Raw genomic sequence first — 18,494 nt, forward strand, 5'->3', positions numbered from 1 at the left:
ATCAACTGTTTGTGGTGTACTGCCTTGGTCGTCACTAATTGTAATTGTCCCTGCTGAACCTAAACTAGTTAAATCAACTTCTACTAAAAATTGATCACCATTAGCACAATCGCTAACCGTTGAAAATATTGCCTCAGCGTCTACACAAGTGTTTTCAGTAATTGTTAATGTATATGGTGTACTTTGAGGCGATGGCCATGTTGAAATTACTATATAATAGGTTGTTCCACTTGTAACAGTGTAATTATCTATCAGCATATCTCCTCCGGCAAATCCATTTACAGCTCCTGTTTCACATTGCGAACCTATGTTAGCACAATCTGTATATACAAAGATACCTGTGTAAGTACCTACACCTGATAATGCAATATCAATTGAAGTATCAACTGCTGGTGTATATGAATACACAACATCGTCTCCTCCTAAATATCCTGAAGTTGAACCACAGTTAGCTCCTGGTCCTCCAGTGTAATCATCTCCATAATTAGAAGTATCATCTGTTGTTACATAAGGTAATGGTGTGGTTACCATTATTGGGTTGCTACAAATAGAACCTGCAGGTGGCTCTTCTCTAGTTGTAAAACTTAACTCAGCACATCCCTGAGCATCTCCATTAGAATTATATGGTGTTACATTAACAAAATACTCAGTACTATAAGCTAACGGAGTGCTTGGTGTATAAGTTAACACGTTTCCTAAATCTAGGTCATTTACAATATCGACACCTCCTGTAGATGTTCCTATAGAAATTCTATATCCTGTTGCTCCACCAGTAGCTTGAGTCCAATTGATAGCTGTGTCTTCAAGTACATCAATCGAATCGTCAACTGGAGTGGTAAAAGTAGAACAAGATGGAGGGTCTACTAATTCTACAGCATTAAATGCTGTAACATCAAAATCTAAGTCATTTGGTGATCCCCATTGCCCAATTGCAATGTAAACGGTTTCACCTGCTCCAACATTTGCTAAAACTGTCTGAGACACATTACCTGTTGTTGAACTTGCAGATGCTAAACACCCTTCTAGAGCAGTACCATTACAATCAGAAAAGATACCAATACCATTCCAACCATTTCTGGTAAAAATAGTCATAGATATTTCTTCATCGTTAGCTCCAGCGGTATACCCAAAAAGGTACACATCGTCATCCCAGTAGAATGCATTTGAAGTACATGAATCTGGATTTGGGTCATTCCAATCTTCAATTCCAGCTGTTCCTGGTGTAGTTATCCCGTCAGCTGTATAACCATCGGTTATCATAATAGGGGAATCGCAGCTAAATTGCGCTATTGATGTTTGGCAAAATGCCAACAAAAAGCTTAAACTTAGCCAAATAGTAATTTTTTTCATTTGGTTTTAGCAGTTAATAATTGAACAAATTATTTTATATAATCTCAAGATATTGATTGTTAATACCTTAATACTATGTTTATAAAAATTAATCTGGGGTTATAAACAATCATAGTATTTAAGCAATACCTGATAAGCTACCGAAGATAAAAAAAAAGTATCTTAACAACCCATTAACATTATGATAATAGATTAAATGCATTTATCTCCGATAAAATGATTAAGCACTTTTTTAATATGTTTTTTTTAACTCAATAAATACTGGAAAATGATCACTAAATCCGCCTTTGTATTTTTTTCCAACAAAAGTTCTGTAAGGCTGACCTTTATACTTACCATTATATTGTGTTAAAAATTTTGAGTCAAAAATATTGGCGTCAGAAAATTTTAATGTACTTGGTTTAGTTTCAAGAAAATTTATTGATACCATTATTTGGTCAAAAACATTCCAATTAAAATCATGATTAAGACTTCCTTTGTCAATGCTTCTTAAATTTTGCATTGGATTATAAAGATTTGCACCTGCCACTAACTCTTCAACACTATCGTCATCTGGGTTATCATTAAAATCGCCCATAACAATAATTTTTGAATTAGGGTTCTCTTGTTTTAAACGGTTAACAACTTCAATATTCTTTTGAGCAGCCAACACTCTTTTATATGATGATGCTTCTTCACCTTCTCTTCTTGATGGCCAATGGTTAACTATAATATGTATTTCTTCTTCTCCCAACATACCAGAAACCAAAAGAACATCTCTAGTGAAATCTATTTCACCATCTTCATCTGTGATGAAAATATTGAAGGTTTCAGAAGAATTTACTGTAAATACATCCTTATTATATATAAGAGCAACATCTATTCCTCGTTCATCAAGTGAATTATAATGCACATAATCGTAATTAATGGATTGCAAATCTTTACTCGCAAGCAAATCTTTTAATACACGCTTATTTTCAACCTCAGCTAAACCAACAATTGCTGGAGGTGTAGTATTCTCATCAGTTCCAATCTGTGAAATTACCGATCCAATTTTGTAAATTTTCCTATCGTATTTTTTTTGAGTCCATCTTTTATCCGAAGTTGGTAAAAAATCATCATCATTAGTAAATGGATCATTATGAATGTCGAATAAATTTTCAATATTATAAAACGCTATCGTGTATTGCATTGAATGTAGTTTTGCTTAAAAGAATAGACTAAAGGAAGCTCTAAAAATAAGAAAATTAAACTGCAAACAATTGTGTAACTTTGTGCTTTAAATTAATATATGCTAGAAAAAAAGGACATAACGTTAGAAAAAGCAGTTTTAATAGGTGTAATTACTAAAGAACAAGACGAGTCTAAATCCAAAGAGTATCTCGATGAGCTTGAGTTTTTAACCTATACTGCTGGTGGCGAAGTGGTAAAACGTTTTACCCAAAAAATGGATATGCCAAACCCAAAAACTTTTATTGGGTCTGGTAAAATGAATGACGTACAAGAATTTATTAATGAAAATGAAATTGGTACCGCAATTTTTGATGACGAGTTATCTCCAGCCCAAGAGCGCAACATAAGTAAAATACTTAACTGCAAGGTCTTGGACAGAACCAATTTAATTCTCGATATTTTTGCGCAACGTGCACAAACCAGTTATGCAAGAACACAGGTTGAGCTTGCTCAATGCGAATATTTACTACCTAGACTTAAAGGAATGTGGACTCACCTTGAGCGACAAAAAGGAGGAATTGGTATGCGTGGTCCTGGTGAAACCGAAATAGAAACTGACCGACGTATTGTACGTGATAAAATTGCGTTGCTTAAAGCCAAGATAAAAACCATTGACAAACAAATGTCTGTGCAACGAGGTAACAGAGGTCAAATGGTTAGAGTTGCACTTGTAGGTTACACCAATGTTGGAAAATCTACCTTAATGAATGTTGTAAGTAAAAGTGAAGTATTTGCCGAAAACAAACTATTTGCAACGCTAGACACTACTGTACGAAAAGTAGTTATTCAAAACCTTCCGTTTTTAATGACTGACACAGTAGGATTCATTAGAAAACTACCAACTCAATTAGTTGAAAGTTTTAAAAGTACTTTAGATGAAGTTCGAGAAGCTGATTTATTACTTCATGTGGTTGATATTTCGCACCCTAATTTTGAAGAGCATATTGAATCGGTAAATAAAATATTAGATGAAATTCATAGCTCTGACAAACCTACTATAATGGTGTTTAATAAAATTGATGCCTATGAAGCCGAACCATTTGATGAAGACGATTTAATGGAAGAACGCACTAAAGCACATTACTCTCTTGAAGAGTGGAGAACCACTTGGATGAATAAAATAGGTGATTACGCTTTGTTTATTTCAGCATTGAATAAAGAGAACCTAGAAGACTTTAGAAAACGTGTTTATGATGAAGTTAGAAAAATTCATATCACACGCTTCCCTTACAATCACTTTTTGTATCCAGATTATTCCAACGAAGATTTTGAATCATAAAAAAAGCACGCTAGTTAGCGTGCTTTTTAATATTATATTCTATTTCAATTAGAATTTATAGCTTAATCCTAATGTCCAATAGGTTTGTAAATCATTATCTACATTACCAAAAGAAGGCTCGTCATCTCCAGATAAAGGATCAAAATTACCTAAAGCATAGTTTAACGCTTCTTGTTTGTTGCTTCTTAAACCAAAGTCAAAACCAACACCAATCATTTTCCATAGTGTGTAACCAAAAGAGTTTGTCCATGTCCAGTTAGAAAGGTCAGAACTCTTATAGCTTTGGAACATTGATAAGTTAGATTTAAAGTTTACAGCTCCTATTTGTCTTGTATAGTCTGCTACAATTTTAGCACCAAGAGATGAATCAAAAATTGCATCATTATCAGCAAATACAAAGTTGTAGTTTAAAGGGTGAACAACAACTATTAAATTATCAACAGGAGTCCAAGTAAAACCAACACCTACATCTAAATATCCAGGATCGTTAAAGTTGTTTAAAAGTGTCGTTCTGTACTCTAATAATGCAGAAGCTGCTAATTTGTTGGTGATATTTCTACCATATAAAGATGATAAGTTAAACACATCTGTTGTTGGGTTAAAATCATCATCATCTAAATCAGTATCCTTATCATCAAGTTTAATCCAGTTAAGGTTTGCGGTTAATGCATTTCTCCAGAAATATTTTTCTTGAATTAAATTAGCATAACCGTTAAAAGATACACCTATACTACCTGATGAGTTATTTGGTGTTCCTTGTGCATACCAATTGTTAAAGTTAGAAATGCTTCCTCCAATTGTACCAAAAGCACCTACTCTCCATCCTGGAAGCGCATCAATTTGAGCTTGTAGAGCATTAACTCTACCTTGTATAGCTACAATCGAATCCTTTTTTGCTGCTTGTTCAGCCTTTAGTTCTTCCATTGTTTGAGCGTTAGTTGTAAACGCTACTGTAATTAAAGCAATTGTAAATAATAGTTTCTTCATTATACTTCTTTTTAAATCAAATTTTTACTGTACAAAAATAGTCTTTTTCTTAGACTCAACTTTATTACAAAAGTCACATTTTACCTTTCTTATATAAAGGTACAGTTGAGCAAGCTTCACCATACATAATAGATTTTGCTATAGGTTGTAATTTTGAAATAAGCAATGTGTAAGCAGATTCAGGGATAGGTTTGTTGGCACATCCTTTTATAATAAGAGGTTTTTCAGAATAGTCTGAAACATCTAATTGCGATATAATATCTTGGTAAATTGCTGTTTCTAAAGTCACCAAATCACCAACTACAATTTTTTTGGCATAAGCCGAAACATGCGATGTAATAAGTAAATACGCCCAAGATGGAATTATGGCATCTACCGAACACGTTAATGCTAAATAAGCATCTTGATATTGTGACCAATCGTGCTCCTTAACAAAAGATCTAAAATCAGATTCTTTTAAAATAAGTTCTTGAAACAGCCAGTCTTTTATATCAAATAACACGCGTTGCCCTTTTGGATAGTAGTCTTCCAAATCTATAGTAACAAGTTTACTATTTGCGACTCTGTTTATAATTTCTTCTGCCATACTACAAAGATAAATTGTTTTACTCGATAATCGAGTGTTTAATATGTTGAAAGCTATTGATAACCTTCGGCTTGAAGTGTAAATAATTCAGCATATAACGATTTGTTTGCCATTAAGGCTTCGTGAGTTCCTATTTCAAGAACACGACCTTCTTCTAGAACCAAAATCCTATCGGCTTGTCTAACTGTGCTAAATCTATGCGAAATAATAATGCTTGTTTTTCCTTCGGTAAGTCCAATAAACCTTGTGAACACATCACTTTCAGCTTTGGCATCAAGCGCTGATGTAGGTTCGTCTAAAATCATTACTTCGGCATTTTTCATATATGCTCTTGCCAAAGCTACTTTTTGCCATTGTCCACCAGAAAGTTCCATACCGTTTACAAAACGTTTTCCTAATTGTTGGTTGTAACCGTGTTTTAGCTCTGAAATCACATCATTTGCTAAACTTAATTCAGCAGCATTTTCAATTTTTTCTTGATTGTTCAGTTCGTCAATATCACCAATAGCTATGTTTTCTTTTACAGTAAATTCATACTTAAAGAAATCTTGAAAAATCACTCCAAAAAACTCTTGGTATTCGGCTTTATTAAAGCGATTTATATTAATACCATCTAATAAAATTTCTCCAGAAGTTGGTTCGTAAAAACGTAATAACAATTTGGTTAATGTGGTTTTTCCTGCACCATTTTGACCGACAAACGCTAGTTTTTCGCCAGCTTGTAATATAAACGAAATGCCTTTTAATATTTCAACTTCAGAACCTGGATACGAAAAACGCACATCTTTAAACTCAAAACCTTGTTTAATCTGTTTTGGTAATGGCACATCTTCTTTGGTTTTTGAAGCCACAGAAATATCAACAAAATCAAAATAATCTTTAAGATATAAAGCACTTTCAGAAATACGTGTGAATTTTGAAAAGAAGTCTTGAAGGTTTTTCATAAGCCTATTGAAAGACCCAGAAAGAAACGTAAGTTCACCTAGTGTAATAGCACCAGAAAGCACACGATAAATGATAAACACATAAGCACCATAATAACTTAATGAACCCAAAACGTTAAACACAAAACCTAAAGCTGAACGTTTTATAGCAAGGGTTTTGTTGAGTTCATAGTATTCTTCTGAAAGATTTTTAAACCGATTTACAACAAAATCTGTAAGTCCAAAAAGCTTTATTTCTTTTGCTGTTTTATCATTGGCACCAATAAATCGTAAGTAATCCAACTCTCTACGTTCAGAAGTCCAGCTTCTTGCCAATGAATATTGTTGTTGACTAAAGCGAACTTCGTTAATAAACGACGGAATTATACTCAACACCAACAAGATGATTAAATACGGTTCAAAATAAATTAAACCTGCCACAAGTGTTGCAATAGAAATGGCGCTTTGTGCTTGTCCTAACACGTTAGACATAAGTCCAACACGACCTGTGCTTTGTGTTCTGGCACGTTCTAGCTTATCGTAAAAATCGGCATCTTCTAACAGGCTAATGTTAATTTGATTGGTCTTTTTTATAATAGTAACCGAGGTTGCAATATTATATTCATCGCCAAGTAAACCATCGGTTAGTGAAATAGCGCGACTTACCAAGTCTGATAAAATAACTAGGGTAAATTCTACAGCAACATAGGTCCAAAGTTGGGTGTAATCTGTAACCTCTAATGAGGTTTGAAGAATAATTTCATCTATAATGAGTTTTCCAACCCATAAAATGATAACAGGAAGCAATGCGCCAATTAATCTGCAAAAGGCAGCAAGTATAAAAAGTTTTTTGTTTACGTTCCAGATTTCTCTAAAAAACCTAGGAATGTAAACAAGCGCATTAAAAGACGACTTAAGATTAGGTTTTTTATCGTCTTTTAATGAAGTAGGCGTACGTCTTGGCATTTATAAAACCTTATTAAAGCATACCAAGTTCTAACTTGGCTTCTTCGCTCATTAAATCTTGACTCCAAGGCGGATCAAAAGTAATTTCTACTTCAGCAGATTTTACTTCGTCTATTGATTTCACCTTTTCTTCAACTTCCATAGGCAATGTTTCAGCAACAGGACAATTAGGTGTTGTTAAAGTCATTAGGATTTTTACATCATAATCTTCGTTAACAAAAACGTCGTAAATTAATCCAAGCTCATAGATGTCTACAGGAATTTCTGGGTCAAAAATAGATTTTAAAACCTTTACTATTTTTTCGCCCAAAGCATTTGTATCTATTGTGGTTTCCATATTAATTTAATTGTGTTTGGTACGCAACTGCATACATTTTTAATTGTTTTATCATACTTACTAAACCGTTAGCTCTAGTAGGTGATAAATGTTCTTTTAGTCCAATCTCATCAATAAAATCTGTATTAGCTTCTATGATGTCTTTCGGATGTTGGTTTGAGAATACACGAATTAAAATAGCGATAATACCTTTGGTAATAATAGCATCACTATCTGCTGTAAAAACAACTTTGTCTGCTTCTAAATTGGCATGTACCCAAACTTTACTTTGGCATCCTTTTATAATAAAATCGTCGGTTTTGTATTGTGCATCAATTAGTGGAAGTGTTTTACCTAAATCTATCATGTATTGGTAACGCTCTTCCCAATCATCAAACATTGAAAATTCGTCTATAATCTCGTTTTGTATCTCTTGTATTGTCACAGTCTTTCTTTTATGCAAAAATACGAATAGTTATACAGCTTTTCAATTATTTACCCATTTCGGCAGTTGCCAATAATTTTTCAATTAAAGGCGCAACATATTTATTAGGGTTTCCAGCATCAAACGCAGGTGTTTGATAGGTTTTTCCTTTATATTCAATTATTAATCGACCTATTGGAGCACCATCATATTGATGAGCTTTTGAAGGTGATTCTAGTGTATTTAATTTTTCTAAATCTAATTCTTGAATCAATTTATTTAAAGTAGCTAAATCTTCTTCAGAACACGTTTTTTTAGCTTCTTTTAAATCTCTTCCTTTTAGAGTAGTCATAATACCATTTTGCAATTTTAACGAATTATGAAATCCTCTTGTAGTTGCAGAGTACTCAATTATATAATCGCTTTCTTGTGCAACTTTATTAGACTTTGTTTCGGTTTTAGAAGCTTTTAATATCACTGTGTCTCCACTCATAAAACTCAACTCTTCATTTGCAAAAACCAACGTTTGGGTTTTAGATAATGCACTTAGCATTTTTCGTTCAATTGCATTAATACTGTCCATACAAAATCGCTTTGTAGACATTAGAGGTCCAAAAGTAATTGAATCATTTTCAAACGTATAATCTCCCATAAATTGATTACAACCAGAATATCCTGATACTTTATTTGTCTTATTATCAAAGGAAATGGTCAAATCGTCAGGTAATGTCTCGTTTTCATCAATGGCTACTATTTTATAAGTTCCTGATAACGTCACTTTTTCTCTATTCATAACGTTCTCATTACTATTTGTAAGCGAATCTTGTTTTGATGCTCCACAAGAGTTCAATAGTACTAGGTTTAATATGAGTAAAATTAATTTCATCTTCTACGTATTTTTGGTTTAGATAATTAATAATACAAAAAAGACGCCAAAATTGACGTCTTTTAAAAAATTATATAATTTAAAGGTTTAGTTTACCATAGCACTTCTTGGTCCTCCAGATGCAAAAATTGAACGCATTCTTGATTTTTGCCCTTCAGTGAACATATACATACATGCATCGTCTACATAATCCATATAATTCATTGTCATGTCATTTGAACGACAGTTAACCGTTGGATAAGATGGACATCCATAATTTGGTCCATCAGAAGAAGGAGTATCAGATACAAAATCGTCTTGACGACATCTTCCATCTCCCCAAATATGACGTAAATTTAAGTAATGTCCTACTTCATGTGTAGTAGTTCTTCCTTCATCAAAAGGAGCAGAAAGATATCCTGTTGTTCCGAAAAAATTAGGCCCTACAACAACACCATCGGTAGCAGTTGGTCCACCAGGAAATTGAGCGTATCCTAAAATACCTCCACCTATGTTACAAACCCAAATATTCAAATGTGTTTCAGGAGTTATAGGAGGATAAGTACTTTTAACTAAATCATTAGTTCCCCAAGATGTTCTTGAGTTAGAATGTCTAAACACGCCTGCTAATGAAAATGTGATTTCAGAATCTGCAACAAGACCTGCAAACTCTGTTGGTACTTGACTAGCATCGCTATTTGTTGCTCTAAAATCTTCATTTAAAACATCAATTTGAGAATTAATTTGATTATCACTAATGTTTTCGTTTGAGTTACTATAAACTACATGTACATAAACAGGAATGTTAATTATTCCAAGGTTATCATCACCAGAGCCTCCATCTCCACCAGAGCCTCCTCCGTTTCCATTTCCGTTTCCGTTTCCAGCTCCATCAGGTTTTTTTGCTGCAATGGTTGCTCTTGAATGATATTCGATATTATACATTTCTTTTTCCAGACTAGGATTTTCATTTAAAAGCCTGTTTAAATTCACCATTGAATAACATGCTTTTGAATTACCTTCAGATATTCTTGAAGCCTCATCAGTATCAGCATCGGTATAGAGATAAAAATCACTCATATCAACTTTGGATTGATCGGTATTAGAAACCTCATTTTGATCGTCATTACATGACGTAAAAAGTAAAGCCAAAGCAGCCATACCTAAAAGTGTTTTTTTCATAATTATGTAGTATTTAATTTAAAATATTGCCGAATATATAATTATTTAGCAATTTTTTAACATAATTAATAAAAAAATATTTAATTTTTCGACAAAATACATCACCCTCTTTTAGTTAAAAAAGAGTTAAAACAATGTTAATTAATTGATAATTAATGAATTGTTATTAAGATAACATCATTTGTGCTTTTTTGACACCTTCTACTAAAGCATCAATCTCTTCTTTAGTATTATAAAATGCAAATGAAGCTCTAACAGTACCAGGAATTTTGTAGAAATCCATAATAGGTTGTGCACAATGATGACCTGTACGAACAGCTATACCTAGTTTATCTAGAATAGTACCTACATCATAAGGATGAATTCCTTCTAAATTAAAAGAAACAACTGATGTTTTGTGCTTAGAAGTTCCGTAAATTTTAAGTCCATCGATAGCTAGTAACTTTTCAGTAGCATACTCAAGTAGCTCATGCTCATAGTTTGCAATAGCATCAAAACCTATTGCATTCATGTAATCAATTGCAGCTCCAAAAGCAATGCCTCCACAAATATTTGGTGTTCCTGCTTCGAATTTGTGAGGTAAATCGGCATAAGTTGTTTTTTCAAAAGTAACTTCAGCAATCATTTCGCCACCACCTTGATATGGAGGCAACAGGTTTAACCATTTTTCTTTTCCGTAAAGAATACCAACTCCTGTTGGACCACACATTTTATGCGCTGAAGCGACATAAAAATCAACATCTAAAGCCTGAACATCTGGTTTAATATGTGGACACGCTTGAGCTCCATCAATTAAAACCGCAGCATCTACTTGATGCGCTTTTTCAATGATAGCCTCAATTGGGTTAATGGTCCCTAGTGCATTTGAAATATGATTAACGAACACCAATTTGGTGTTTTGAGACAATAGCTTGTCAAATTCTGACATAACCAACTCACCATCTTGGTTCATTGGAATGACTTTTAGCGTTGCTCCTGTACGTTCACACAACATTTGCCAAGGCACAATATTACTGTGGTGTTCCAAGGCAGAAACAATAATTTCGTCACCTTTTTTTAATAGTGATGAAAACCCATTAGCTACTAAATTAATACCATGTGTAGTACCAGAAGTAAAAATAATCTCGTGAGATTTTTTGGCATTAAAATGCGCTTGTATTTTCAGTCTAGCTTCTTCATATTTGTCAGTTGCTTCCTGACTTAGTGTATGAACACCTCTGTGTATATTAGCATTATAACCACTGTAATAATCAACAATACAATCAATTACCTGCTGTGGTGTTTGCGAAGTTGCAGCGTTATCAAAATACACTAATGGTTTACCATTGACTTTTCTTGAAAGTATTGGAAAGTCTTTTCGTATGTTAGCTACATTTAAAGACATAAACCGTTATAAATCAAACCCAATATTAACGCCTAATTTTTTAGCGATAAGCTTAGTAATGCGTTGTTTTATTTCTGGGATTTTTACCGAATTCAATACATTGTTACTAAATGCATACATTAAAAGCGCTCTAGCTTCTTTTTCTGGTATTCCTCTTGAACGCATATAAAACATAGCACTTTCATCTAATTGACCAATAGTACAACCATGTGAACATTTTACATCATCAGCAAAAATCTCCAATTGAGGTTTAGAGTTTATGGTTGCTTTGTCACTAACTAAAATATTGTTGTTAGACTGGTAAGCATTGGTTTTTTGTGCTTCTTTTTCAACAACAACTTGACCGTTAAACACACCTGTAGCACTATCTCCAAAAATACCTTTGTAATCTTGATGACTTTCGCAATTTGGTTCTATATGATGTACTAAAGTATTATGGTCAACATGCTGCTTATCTCCAATAATTGTGATGCCTTTTAAAGTAGAATCTATACGCTCACCATTTTGGTAGAAATTAAGATTGTTTCTTGTTAGTTTTCCTCCAAATGAAAACGTATGTACAGACACATGACTTTCTTGTTTTTGCTTGATAAACGTATTATCAATTAATGAAGCGTTTTGATTATCGTTTTGTATTTTATAATAGTCAGCAATGGCACGCTTGTTTGCAAAAATTTCAGTTACTGAATTGGTTAATACAGGGTTATCTGTAAGACTTTGATGACGTTCTATGATTTGCACATGAGAATTTTCGTCAACAACAATTAAGTTACGTGGTTGCAACATTAAAGCGGCTTCATTTCCTGTTGAAAAATGCACGATTTGAATTGGTTTTTCAACCAACTTATTCTTAGGAATATGAATGTATGCACCTTCACTAGAAAATGCTGTATTTAGTGATGGTAAACTGTCTTTTGTTGCAGCTTTATTAAAATAGTTTTCAATAACTAATCTGTATTTAGGCTTAGCCAAAGCAGCAGACATTAAACAAACGTCAATACCATCGTGTGTGGTTTGAGACAAATGTGAAGAATACTTACCGTCAATAAAAATAATTTTATAACTATCAATATCGTGGATTAGGTAAGGCTTGATATCTTTATACTCAATAGCATTTTCAGTCTTTGGGAAAAGGCTGTAATCGTGTTTTAAAACACTATTAAGAGAAGTATATTTCCAAGCTTCTTCTTTTTTAGTAGGAAATCCTTTTTGCTCAAATGTTTTTATAGCTTCATTTCTTATATCATGAATTGGAGAAGCATCTTCTAAATGATCTTCAAAAGCAAAAAACGATGAGACTAATTTATCTTTTAATTCCATTTTTTACAGTTTGCAGTTTCAGTTTGTGATATCAACTACCACTTACTGTTAACTGATTACTGGCATTTATGCGCCAACTTCTTCTTTAATCCAATCGTAACCTTTTTCTTCTAGCTCGTGAGCTAATTCTTTTGGTCCTGATTTTACTATTCGTCCGTTATGTAAAACATGCACATAATCTGGAACGATATAGTCCAATAAACGTTGGTAATGCGTAATAACAATTACAGCATTGTCTTTACTCTTTAACTTGTTTACTCCATTAGCAACAATACGAAGAGCATCAATATCTAAACCTGAATCGGTTTCATCCAAAATAGCCAATTTAGGTTCTAACATTGCCATTTGGAAAATTTCATTACGCTTTTTCTCTCCACCTGAAAAACCTTCGTTTAATGAACGTGATAAGAACTTACGGTCAATTTCTAAAAGCTCAGATTTTTCACGAATTAATTTCAGCATTTCATTAGCTGGCATTTCTTCAAGTCCTTTTGCTTTACGTGTTTCGTTGATGGCTGTTTTCATAAAATTGGTAACCGAAACACCTGGTATTTCAACAGGATATTGAAAGGATAGGAAAATACCTTTATGTGCACGCTCTTCAGCAGCTAGCTCATCGATATTTTCACCTTCAAGAATGATTTCACCTTCTTCAACTTCATAGTCTTCTCTTCCAGCAATTACTGATGCCAAAGTACTTTTACCTGAACCATTTGGTCCCATAATAGCATGTACCTCTCCTGCTTTAACCTCTAGGTTAATTCCTTTTAGTATTGCTTTGTCCTCAACACTTGCGTGTAAGTTATCTATCTTTAACATATCTTATTTTGTTCCTAATTTTATAACGTTATTCTCATCTGCTTTAGAAGCAGAAACTTTTAGTATTTCTTTAATTTCTACTCTGTAATCCCAACCTTCCTCATTTTGTGGTTTCGGAATTATTTTCCCTCTAACCTCAACAGTCACATAATCTGTAGCTTCTTTTTTGTATTGTTGAGCCATATCGTTTAGCTCATGCATTTTTTTATCGATAACAACTCCATACACTGTATTTTTGGTTTGAATAACAGCTGCATCAGCATAGTATACAAACTCTCCAACCACAAGCGTCAATCCATCATTTTGCTTTGCTGTTTTACCGTCAACATTTTCGGTAGTTGTTTCGGTAGAACTTGTGTCGTTCTTAGAATCGTTTTTACATGAAAACAATACTGCAGATACTAAAAGTGCTAAAAAGATTTTTTTCATCTGTTTGTTGTTAGTGTTTATCCAACTGAGCCTTCTAAACTTATTTCTAATAACTTTTGTGCTTCAACAGCAAACTCCATTGGTAACTTGTTTAATACTTCTTTGCTAAAACCGTTTACGATTAAGGCGATTGCTTTTTCGGTATCAATACCACGTTGGTTACAGTAAAATATCTGGTCTTCACCAATTTTACTGGTTGTTGCTTCGTGCTCTATTTGAGCCGATTTATTTTTAGCTTCAATATATGGGAATGTGTGCGCTCCACACTCATTACCCATTAGCAAACTATCACATTGTGAAAAATTACGAGCATTGTCTGCACGAGAACTGATTTGAACTAAACCTCTGTAAGAGTTTTGAGATTTTCCTGCTGAAATACCTTTGGAAATAATGGTTGACTTAGTATTTTTTCCTAAGTGAATCATTTTAGTTCCTGTATCTGCTTGCTGAAAATTATTAGTTACAGCAATAGAGTAAAACTCACCTACTGAGTTATCTCCTTTTAACACACAGCTTGGATATTTCCAAGTAACAGCACTTCCTGTTTCAACTTGTGTCCAAGAAATTTTTGAGTTTTTCTCACACAATCCACGTTTGGTTACAAAATTGAAAACGCCTCCTTTACCTTCGGCATTTCCTGGGAACCAGTTCTGAACTGTTGAATACTTTATCTCAGCATCTTCCATAGCAATAAGCTCAACAACTGCTGCGTGCAATTGGTTTTCATCTCTACTTGGAGCTGTACAACCTTCTAGGTAACTTACATAGCTACCTTCGTCTGCAACCACAAGTGTTCTTTCAAATTGTCCTGTTCCTGCTTGGTTAATTCTGAAATAGGTTGATAATTCCATTGGGCAACGTACGCCTTTAGGAATGTAACAAAACGACCCATCACTAAATACTGCACTGTTTAACGCTGCGTAAAAATTATCGGTTTTTGGAACAACCGTTCCTATATATTTCTTTACAAGTTCTGGATGTTCTTTAATTGCTTCTGAAATTGAGCAGAAAATAATACCTTTTTCTGCTAATGTTTTTTTGAAGGTTGTTGCAACAGAAACTGAGTCAACAACAACATCCATTGCTACTCCTGCAAGTTTCTTTTGCTCATCCAAAGAAATCCCTAGCTTATTGAACGTTTCTAATAATTCAGGATCAACCTCGTCTAAGCTTTCGTATTTAGGCTTTTTGTTAGGTGCTGAATAATAAGATATGGCTTGAAAATCTGGTTTTTCGTAGTTTACATTTGCCCATTCTGGTTCAACCATTTGTTCCCAAACTCTAAAGGCTTCCAAACGCCATTCAGTCATCCACTCTGGTTCTTCTTTCTTTTTAGAAATAGCACGAACAACATCTTCGTTTAAACCCACAGGAAAAGTATCAGATTCTATATCTGTATAAAATCCGTACTCATATTCTTTGGTTTTTAACTCTTCTCTTAAATCGTCTTCGGTATACTTACTCATTAGTTATCTCGCTTCAAAAAATTACAGTGAAAATGATTCACCACAACCGCATGTTCTATTAGCATTAGGGTTGTTAAATACAAATCCGCTTCCGTTTAAACCTCCTGAATACTCAAGAGTTGTTCCTATAAGGTATAAAAAGCTTTTTTTATCAACAATTATTCTTACACCATTATCTTCGAAAACCTTGTCTTCTTCATTCTGCGCTTTATCAAACTTTAAATCGTATGATAAACCAGAACAACCTCCACTTTTAACACCTACACGAACAAAGTCTGTTGCTGAGTTGAAACCATCTTCGGTCATTAACTCTACAACTTTCTTTTTAGCTGTATCTGATACTTTAATCATAATTGTTTTAATTACGTCTAAATTGACTGCAAATATACAATATAAGAAGGGTTTTACCATACAACCTAACATTATATTAGCAAATAGTTGCATAAGCTAAACAGATAACACAGCTGCTTACTCATTAATTTATAAAATGGCATAAGTTTTTACTACATAATCTTTAAATTTGCAGCATGATAGAAGATAAAAACCAACAACGTACTCCACTTTCAGAATTAGGAGAATTTGGACTTATAGATCATTTAACAAAACACTTTGATGTTAAACATAAATCAACCATTAAAGGTATTGGTGATGATGCTGCTGTGCTAGACTTTAAGTCTAAACAAATTGTACTTACAACCGATATGCTAGTTGAAAATGTGCATTTTGATCTTAGCTACATGCCTTTAAAACATTTAGGCTACAAGAGTGTAATGGTCAACCTTTCTGATGTGTATGCTATGAATGCCAATGCAACACAAATTACGGTTTCTATTGCTGTTTCTAATCGCTTCCCTGTTGAAGCGCTTGAAGAGCTGTATAGTGGTATTCAAACTGCTGCTGCTGTTTATGGTGTTGACGTTATTGGTGGTGACACCACCTCTTCAACTACTGGTTTAATTATTTCGGTTACTGCTGTTGGTGAGGTTGCAGCTGATGAAGTGGTTTATAGATCAGGAGCAAAACCTAACGACTTACTTGTTGTAACTGGTGATTTAGGTGGCGCATACATGGGTTTACAAATTTTAGAACGCGAAAAAGAAGTGTTTAAAGTGAACCCTCAAAACCAACCAGACTTGGACATGTACACGTACATTATTGAACGTCAATTAAAACCTGAAGCTAGAAAAGACATAGTAAAACTTCTAAAAGACTTGGAAGTAAAACCTACATCTATGATTGATATAAGCGATGGTTTGTCTTCTGAAATTATTCATTTGTGCAAACACAGCGATGTTGGTGTTGAATTGTATGAAAACAAAATACCTTTAGACCCTCAAGTAATTTCAACTTGCGAAGAGTTTGATATAGACAGTACAACTGTAGCTTTAAATGGCGGAGAAGATTATGAACTTTTAATGACGATTTCTCAAGACGATTACCCTAAAATTAAAGCAAACCCAAATTTGAGCGTTATAGGATTTATTACAGAAAAAAGCAGCGGAATGCATTTGGTAACTAGAGCAGAAGCTAAAATTCCAATAGTTGCTAAGGGTTGGAACGCTCTTAATAATCAGGAATAAGCGCTTTTTGTTTTTTGTTGTGAACTCTTCGGTTGTGTATACGCTCTAAAACCGAATTTATTTCTTTGTATTTTGGTGTTAAAGGAATCATTTCTCCTTTACCATTAATGGTCGTTTGTGCATTACAGTTTTTGCACTTGTATTCTTTTACATGATACGTAACTTTTTTAGCTACTTTGTACTCATGACCAAATAAAGAACAGTAGAGATTTTTCACTTGACTTGCTATTTTAGTTATTACTTTAGAGGATTTCTAAATATATGAAAATCAAGTAAAAACTTACAAGCAATTGTTAATATATCGATGAACTGAGTGTTTTTGACTTTAAACGTATCATCCTTCTTGTGTAAATCTCTTCAAGGATAGTATTGATTTCTTTGTACTTAGGCGTAAGCTCAGTTAAATTTCCGTTGCTATTTGTGGTAAGTTGCTTTTTACAGCGTTTACACGTATATTCTTTTACATGTGAAGTTACTTTTTTTGATACTTCATATTTGTGACCAACTATATCACAAACAAGTTTAGAGGCTGGGTTAGTTGTAGTTTTTTTCATGTTATCGAGATTTGGGACTGTTAACTTAGAAAAAAACAAAATAAAAACTGTTTAAAAGCTCTAATTTTCGATAAAATGCAAAATATTGTAAGTTAATTCTTTCGTGTTTTCGATATGACTCATGTGTCCATCAGGAAATTCAACAATTTTTACATCAGAATGTTCAACATGAGATACCGTTGTATTAAACTCTAAAACAGGATCTTTACGTCCAACTATAAGCATTTTGTTTATAGGAAGCGAATTAAAAAACCGTGTTCTGTCTTTACGCGTTTTCATGCCTTCTAATGCTGCAACAATACCTTGAAGCAAAGTCTCCAAAGCTTGTTCTTTAACAAAATCAATTGCTTCTTTTAACGTTTCTCGATTTTCGGGAGCAAACAAATTGGCAACAGACATACTCACAAAGGCTCTATGATTTTGTTTAACTGCTTTTATAGCTCTGTCTCTGTTTAGCTTACGTTCGTCACTATCCTCTTGAGCGGTAGAATTCATTAAACACAAACCTGTAACATCACTAGTGTAGTTTTCTGCATAAGCTAAAGCAACATATCCACCCATTGAATGACCAACAAATTTTGCTTGTTCAATCTGCAAATGTTCTAATACAGCTTTTACTGCTTCAGCCATCATTTCCATAGTATGGATATAACCAATACTATCTGTTTGTCCATGACCAAGTAAATCTATGGTTACAACTCTGTGGTTTTTAGAAATCTCTGGAGCTAAATTAGTCCACATACTAGAGTTTTCTAAAAAACCATGTAACAAAACTACTGCTTCGCCTTTACCTTCATCAGTAAAGTATAAATTTATGTTCTTATATTTTATTGTCATTATTTTATAAAGAAA

The 18,494-nt window shown here is 33.6% G+C and carries 20 protein-coding genes; 2 read left to right on the forward strand and 18 right to left on the reverse strand.

From position 1 onward, the window contains the following. Both A8975_RS00005 and A8975_RS00010 read right to left on the reverse strand, forming a co-directional pair. On the reverse strand, positions 1–1,350 hold a 1,350-nt coding region (locus tag A8975_RS00005), incomplete at its 3' end, for an Ig-like domain-containing protein (protein WP_134198229.1). 232 nt (positions 1,351–1,582) lie between these two features. Further along, positions 1,583–2,521 carry an endonuclease/exonuclease/phosphatase family protein gene (locus tag A8975_RS00010; RefSeq protein WP_134198230.1) on the reverse strand — a complete coding sequence of 313 codons (939 nt, stop codon included), beginning with the start codon at positions 2,519–2,521 and terminating at the stop codon, positions 1,583–1,585. 99 nt (positions 2,522–2,620) lie between these two features. Between A8975_RS00010 and hflX the strand changes: the two genes are divergently transcribed. Next, positions 2,621–3,841 carry a GTPase HflX gene (gene hflX / locus A8975_RS00015; protein ID WP_129759935.1) on the forward strand — a complete coding sequence of 407 codons (1,221 nt, stop codon included), beginning with the start codon at positions 2,621–2,623 and terminating at the stop codon, positions 3,839–3,841. A gap of 48 nt (positions 3,842–3,889) precedes the next feature. On the opposite strand, the gene A8975_RS00020 is transcribed toward hflX, so the two are convergent. From A8975_RS00020 to A8975_RS00080, 13 genes are all read right to left on the reverse strand, one after another. Continuing rightward, positions 3,890–4,828 carry a DUF3078 domain-containing protein gene (locus A8975_RS00020; RefSeq protein ID WP_129759934.1) on the reverse strand — a complete coding sequence of 313 codons (939 nt, stop codon included), beginning with the start codon at positions 4,826–4,828 and terminating at the stop codon, positions 3,890–3,892. A gap of 73 nt (positions 4,829–4,901) precedes the next feature. Continuing rightward, positions 4,902–5,414, reverse strand: a complete 513-nt coding sequence (locus A8975_RS00025) for a DUF2480 family protein (RefSeq protein ID WP_134198231.1) — start codon at positions 5,412–5,414, stop codon at positions 4,902–4,904. Between the two features lie 53 nt (positions 5,415–5,467). Next, positions 5,468–7,303: an ABC transporter ATP-binding protein gene (locus A8975_RS00030; protein WP_134198232.1), complete on the reverse strand. Its 1,836-nt coding sequence runs from the start codon at positions 7,301–7,303 to the stop codon at positions 5,468–5,470. A gap of 13 nt (positions 7,304–7,316) precedes the next feature. Next, positions 7,317–7,640: an SUF system Fe-S cluster assembly protein gene (locus A8975_RS00035; RefSeq protein ID WP_129759931.1), complete on the reverse strand. Its 324-nt coding sequence runs from the start codon at positions 7,638–7,640 to the stop codon at positions 7,317–7,319. A gap of 1 nt (position 7,641) precedes the next feature. After that, on the reverse strand, positions 7,642–8,064 hold the full coding sequence (locus A8975_RS00040) for a SufE family protein (RefSeq protein WP_134198233.1): 423 nt from the start codon (positions 8,062–8,064) through the stop codon (positions 7,642–7,644). Positions 8,065–8,110: 46 nt separating this feature from the next. Next, entirely contained in the window at positions 8,111–8,929 is an 819-nt protein-coding gene (locus tag A8975_RS00045; protein WP_134198234.1) for an META domain-containing protein, read from the reverse strand. Between the two features lie 87 nt (positions 8,930–9,016). Beyond that, positions 9,017–10,090, reverse strand: coding sequence for a zinc metalloprotease (locus A8975_RS00050; protein ID WP_134198235.1), 1,074 nt, complete (start codon positions 10,088–10,090; stop codon positions 9,017–9,019). 166 nt (positions 10,091–10,256) lie between these two features. Continuing rightward, entirely contained in the window at positions 10,257–11,474 is a 1,218-nt protein-coding gene (locus tag A8975_RS00055; RefSeq protein ID WP_134198236.1) for an aminotransferase class V-fold PLP-dependent enzyme, read from the reverse strand. Between the two features lie 6 nt (positions 11,475–11,480). Next, positions 11,481–12,794, reverse strand: coding sequence for a Fe-S cluster assembly protein SufD (gene sufD / locus A8975_RS00060; RefSeq protein ID WP_134198237.1), 1,314 nt, complete (start codon positions 12,792–12,794; stop codon positions 11,481–11,483). 66 nt (positions 12,795–12,860) lie between these two features. Continuing rightward, positions 12,861–13,613, reverse strand: a complete 753-nt coding sequence (gene sufC / locus A8975_RS00065; protein WP_129759926.1) for a Fe-S cluster assembly ATPase SufC — start codon at positions 13,611–13,613, stop codon at positions 12,861–12,863. Positions 13,614–13,616: 3 nt separating this feature from the next. After that, positions 13,617–14,042: a hypothetical protein gene (locus A8975_RS00070; protein WP_134198238.1), complete on the reverse strand. Its 426-nt coding sequence runs from the start codon at positions 14,040–14,042 to the stop codon at positions 13,617–13,619. Positions 14,043–14,059: 17 nt separating this feature from the next. Beyond that, positions 14,060–15,508 carry a Fe-S cluster assembly protein SufB gene (sufB, locus tag A8975_RS00075; protein WP_131506495.1) on the reverse strand — a complete coding sequence of 483 codons (1,449 nt, stop codon included), beginning with the start codon at positions 15,506–15,508 and terminating at the stop codon, positions 14,060–14,062. Between the two features lie 21 nt (positions 15,509–15,529). Then, positions 15,530–15,859: a HesB/IscA family protein gene (locus A8975_RS00080; RefSeq protein ID WP_129759923.1), complete on the reverse strand. Its 330-nt coding sequence runs from the start codon at positions 15,857–15,859 to the stop codon at positions 15,530–15,532. 176 nt (positions 15,860–16,035) lie between these two features. Between A8975_RS00080 and thiL the strand changes: the two genes are divergently transcribed. After that, positions 16,036–17,088, forward strand: a complete 1,053-nt coding sequence (gene thiL, locus A8975_RS00085; protein WP_134198239.1) for a thiamine-phosphate kinase — start codon at positions 16,036–16,038, stop codon at positions 17,086–17,088. On the opposite strand, the gene A8975_RS00090 is transcribed toward thiL, so the two are convergent. The 3 genes from A8975_RS00090 to A8975_RS00100 form a co-directional block, all read right to left on the reverse strand. Further along, positions 17,072–17,305, reverse strand: coding sequence for a hypothetical protein (locus A8975_RS00090; RefSeq protein ID WP_129759921.1), 234 nt, complete (start codon positions 17,303–17,305; stop codon positions 17,072–17,074). The two genes, thiL and A8975_RS00090, sit on opposite strands and share 17 nt — an antisense overlap. Positions 17,306–17,381: 76 nt before the next feature. After that, a complete protein-coding gene (locus A8975_RS00095) occupies positions 17,382–17,642 on the reverse strand; it encodes a DUF1660 family phage protein (protein WP_134198240.1) in 261 nt (86 codons plus the stop codon). A gap of 60 nt (positions 17,643–17,702) precedes the next feature. After that, complete coding sequence (locus tag A8975_RS00100; RefSeq protein WP_134198241.1) at positions 17,703–18,479, reverse strand: alpha/beta fold hydrolase; 777 nt, start codon at positions 18,477–18,479, stop codon at positions 17,703–17,705. Positions 18,480–18,494: the final 15 nt, after the last annotated feature.

The sequence above is a fragment of the Meridianimaribacter flavus genome (assembly GCF_004366715.1).
Lineage (GTDB): Bacteria > Bacteroidota > Bacteroidia > Flavobacteriales > Flavobacteriaceae > Gaetbulibacter_B > Gaetbulibacter_B jejuensis.